We start from the raw sequence: 3984 nt of genomic DNA, 5'->3' as shown, positions 1-3984 counted from the left end.
CTTTCGACTCCCGTCGCCGGAGCCGTGGCGCGAAAGCTGCGTTCGACCGCGATTTTGCCGTCGGCGCCGAGGAGCTTGGCCGAGATCTCGATCTGCGCCGCCGGCGGCGCCGCAAGCGAGACCTCAAAGGATCGGATCTCGAGCAGAAGTTGAACGTCGGGCGTGAAGCCGTCCATCGCTTTGCCGACATGCGCGAAGCCGGCATTGTCGAAACTCTCCACCATTTTGGTCTGCACGAGCTTGGGCACGCTATCGGCCCATTGCCCTTCTTCCAACGGCTTCAGTTCGCCGGGGCTCGGCGCGACCAGCACCTTCTGCGTCTCGAAGACGACGAGCGCGGTCGGCTCGGGCAGCGCGATCTGCAAGGTCAGCGCCTTGCTCTCCGGCGCCTGGGGCGCCGAGAATTCCGGCGCGCTCAGGTTGTAGGAGAGCGGCGGCGGCTTGGCGGCGCCGCCGCCCGTCATCTTCTCCAGGCCGGCCAGTATGCTGTCCACCCGCCCTGAATTGTGCGCCAAAGCGGCCGAAAACGTGTTGAGATTGGCGATCACGTCGCGCAACGGTTGCGCGTTGTCGGAGAGAATGCCGCCGAGTTGCGTCAAGGCCGTCTTTGCGGCGAACGCCAGACTTTGGGTTTCATCGGCGGTGGCGACGAGAAGCGGCGACTCCCCATCGGCGCCCGGCTTCAAGATCGCTGTCGAGGCGCCGCCTGTCAAAGAGACGGTCGCGCCGCCCAGCAGACCCTGTGCGTCGATACCGACTTGCGTGTCCTGCCGAACCGGCGTCGTCGCATCCACTGCGATCCGCGCCATCAGGATCTTGGGGGCCGCGGGGTCGAAGCGCACGGAGGTGACTTCGCCCACGCGCAGTCCATTGAAGAGCACCGCGACGCCCGGCCTCAGCCCGATGACGGGCGCCTCGAAACGAATGCGATATTGCGTCAACGCGCCCGCATCCGCGAAGCCGTGCAACCAATAGACGAATACGAATCCGGCGGCGACGATGAGGAGCGTAAACAGTCCGACGATGGTGTACCGCGCTTGTGTTTCCATAGGCTCCGCCTCAACTCAGGGCGTCGCCGGAGCGCTCGGCGGAGCGCTCCGAACGCCGCGAAAATAGGATTTCACCCAGGGATCTTCGGTTTCGAGCACCTGCGACATTGAGCCGATCGCGACGATCCTTCCCCCCGCCAAGGCCGCGATGCGGTCGCAAATCGTTCGTAGCGCTTCGATTTCGTGGGTGACCATGAACACTGTAAGCCCGAGCGTGCGTTGCAGTGTGCGGATAAGCACTCCAAATTCGCGGGCCGCAATCGGGTCGAGGCCGGATGTCGGCTCGTCGAGGAATACGATGGCGGGATCGAGCGCCAAGGCGCGGGCGAGCGCGACTCGCTTGGTCATGCCGCCTGACAGCTCCGAAGGGAGCTTGTCGCCGTCCTCGGGTTTCAGTCCCACCATTTCCAGCTTGGCGTTCGCGATTTCTCGCATCAGCCGTTGCGGCGTTCTCAAATATTCTCGGATCGGGAATTCGATATTTTGAAATACGGTGAGAGAAGAGAACAGCGCGCCCTGCTGGTAGAGAACGCCCCATCGCCGCTCCAGCGTTTGAAGTTCCTGCAATGTCGCTTTGTCTCGATCCACGCCGAAGATCGCGATCCGCCCCTGTCGTTTGGGGGTAAGGCCCAGCATCGTGCGCAAGAGCACGGATTTGCCGGCGCCGGATGCGCCGACCAGGCCGAGGATCTCCCCGGCCCGAACATCCAGGGATAAATGATCGAGCACCCTTTTGCGATCGAACTCGACGACGAGATCGGTGACCTCAATGGCTTTAGGCGCGCCCGCGTCCTTCATCGCTCACATGCCCATGGAGGAAAAGAACATCGCGAAAATACCGTCGAGAACGATGACCAGAAAAATCGCCTTCACGACCGACGAAGTGGTTCGCGCGCCCAACGATTCAGCGCTGCCGCGCACCTGAAACCCTTCGGTGCATGCCACCAATCCGATCACCAGGGCCATGAAGGGCGCCTTGATCATGCCGACCTCGAAATCGGATATCGACACCGCCTCCCTGAGGCGGGCGACATAGAGGTTCGGCTCCATGCCGTAGATCGACGCGACGATTCCGCCGCCGATGAGCGCCGCCATCGCACCGATCAAAGCCAGCAAGGGCAATGCGACGACGAGCGCGATGATGCGAGGGAGAACCAAGACCTCGAGCGGGTTGCGGCCCATTGTTCTTAATGCGTCGATCTCCTCGCGCATCTTCATCGAACCCAATTCTGCCGTGTATGAACTGCCGGATCGGCCCGCGACCATGATGGAGACGATGAGGACGCCGATTTCGCGAAGCGTCAGAATACCAACGAGATCGACGACATAGTCGTCGGCGCCGAACCGGCGAAAATGGAAAAAGCCCTGCTGCGCGATGATCGAGCCGATCAGAAGGGTAATGAGAATGATGATCGGCACGGAGCGCAGGCCGACGCGATCGAGGTGATGGACGATCGAGGTCAAACGAAAGCGTCGCGGCGCCAGCAGGGCGGCGCCGAAAAGCACGACGAGCGCGCCGACCATGGCCGCCAATCGGAGCACCTCTGCGCCCGCCGCTTCGACGCCGCGACCGATGTCCGCCAGACGCGCAAGAGGCCACACGATCCGCTGGAGTGGCGCGGGGGCGCTTCGATTGGTCCGGCGCACGTCTTCGACGAGGTCATGGAACTTCTCGGGCAACCGAACCAACGACACCTGGCGCGGTCGCCCGTCGCCGCGCATCAAGCGCTCCAGAATCCAGGCGCCGTATGTATCGAATTCCTTGACGTCGCCCATGTCGATTTCAAGTTTTGACGCGTCATTGGGATGCGCGCTGTCTATGCAGGCCTCGAGGCGCGTCGCGTTGTCGGCGGTCCACGCGCCCAACCCTGCGATCGTGAGTCGCCCTTCGCCGGCTGTGCAAACGACGAGACTCTGTGAACCCATGCTTCGCCTCCGTTCTGAACGCCTAAAGGACACGGGATGAGCCGGAACTACGATCGACGCTGTCCCTGAGAACCTCAGTGGGTGCGGTGGAGCGTGATCGTGACCTGCGAGAGGTCGCCGCTTTGCGCGCGAATTTTGACCGACTGCTCGGTCCCGTGCGTCGCGACCGTCACGGCGGCGGTGAAGGTCGGACCTCTCGCCATCACCTGAATGAGGCCCTTCGAGTCGTGTCCGGAAATTCCGCCCTGAACGTTCCTGCTGAGTTCACTCCAGTTTCCGAGAATCGCGCCGGCGGTGTCGACGAGACTGATGTGAAGATCGAAGTTATAGCTGTCGCTGCCGCAGCGAAGGGTCTGATCGAGATTGTCGCCGCCCCCGCTTTCGACGTAGGTCGCGTCGCATCGCAGCCGTTCGGTCGTCCCATTGGACAGCGCGATCGAGCCGTCGCCGGACCATTTCCCCGACAACCCAGTGAACGGTCGGGCAGTCTGTGCGCGCGCCTCGTCGATCTGCGGCATGAATACGCTCGCGCCGAGCAGCGCGACAACGAATGGAACCGCGCCTTTCAGTTTCGGCTTCGCATGGGGCATTGGGCCGGTTCCACTCCAACTTCACCACAGGTCCCAGGCAACCCGAGTGACTGGGAGATCATACATGTCGTCGGCTTGGATCGAACCCGGCTCGAAACTCCGAGCCAAGCTTTGGGTCCGCTGGATATATCCAGGCAGGCGCGCGTGAGGGAGGGTCGGAATCTACTCAATGAATCCGCGGAGGGCTTGGCGAGCTTTGCCGGCCGTGACCGTCTCCGACGCCACCGCACAAATCCTCGCCAGCTCCTCCCAAGTCGAATGCGCCAACGACATCAAAGCCGCCGGATATGCGGAGACCTAATACCAAGACTCTCTGATCACGACCTGTAGGCCCAATCTCGCAGGCCGATGGACATGATCTTCCAGGGTTGATCGACGAGCTTGTTCCAGGCGTCGCAGCAATGGTCGACGATGTCGTC

Annotated in this window: 4 protein-coding genes; all 4 read right to left on the bottom strand. The window is 62.4% G+C overall.

Annotation, left to right across the window (positions count from 1 at the left end; genetic code table 11):
- On the bottom strand, nt 1–1049 hold a 1049-nt coding region (locus tag ABSF49_RS20810; protein WP_424114545.1), incomplete at its 3' end, for an ABC-type transport auxiliary lipoprotein family protein.
- A 15-nt stretch (nt 1050–1064) separates the two neighbouring features.
- Complete coding sequence (locus tag ABSF49_RS20805) at nt 1065–1847, bottom strand: ABC transporter ATP-binding protein (protein ID WP_424114544.1); 783 nt, start codon at nt 1845–1847, stop codon at nt 1065–1067.
- 3 nt (nt 1848–1850) lie between these two features.
- On the bottom strand, nt 1851–2825 hold the full coding sequence (locus tag ABSF49_RS20800) for an MlaE family ABC transporter permease (protein ID WP_424114543.1): 975 nt from the start codon (nt 2823–2825) through the stop codon (nt 1851–1853).
- Between the two features lie 224 nt (nt 2826–3049).
- The gene (locus ABSF49_RS20795) at nt 3050–3565 is read right to left on the bottom strand and encodes a hypothetical protein (RefSeq protein WP_424114542.1); all 516 of its coding nucleotides are present in this window, start codon (nt 3563–3565) and stop codon (nt 3050–3052) included.
- Nucleotides 3566–3984 lie beyond the last annotated feature (419 nt).

This window comes from Roseiarcus sp. (genome assembly GCF_049514155.1).
GTDB lineage: Bacteria > Pseudomonadota > Alphaproteobacteria > Rhizobiales > Beijerinckiaceae > Roseiarcus.
Note: the sequence above shows the minus strand (reverse complement) of the source record. Positions and strands in the feature narration are given on the sequence as shown.

Bases quoted from the DNA above. Each gene is read 5' to 3' on its own strand.
- ABSF49_RS20805 (WP_424114544.1), bottom strand. From the start codon at position 1,847: ATGAAGGACGCGGGCGCGCCTAAAGCCATTGAGGTCACCGATCTCGTC.
- ABSF49_RS20795 (WP_424114542.1), bottom strand. From the start codon at position 3,565: ATGCCCCATGCGAAGCCGAAACTGAAAGGCGCGGTTCCATTCGTTGTC.
- ABSF49_RS20800 (WP_424114543.1), bottom strand. From the start codon at position 2,825: ATGGGCGACGTCAAGGAATTCGATACATACGGCGCCTGGATTCTGGAG.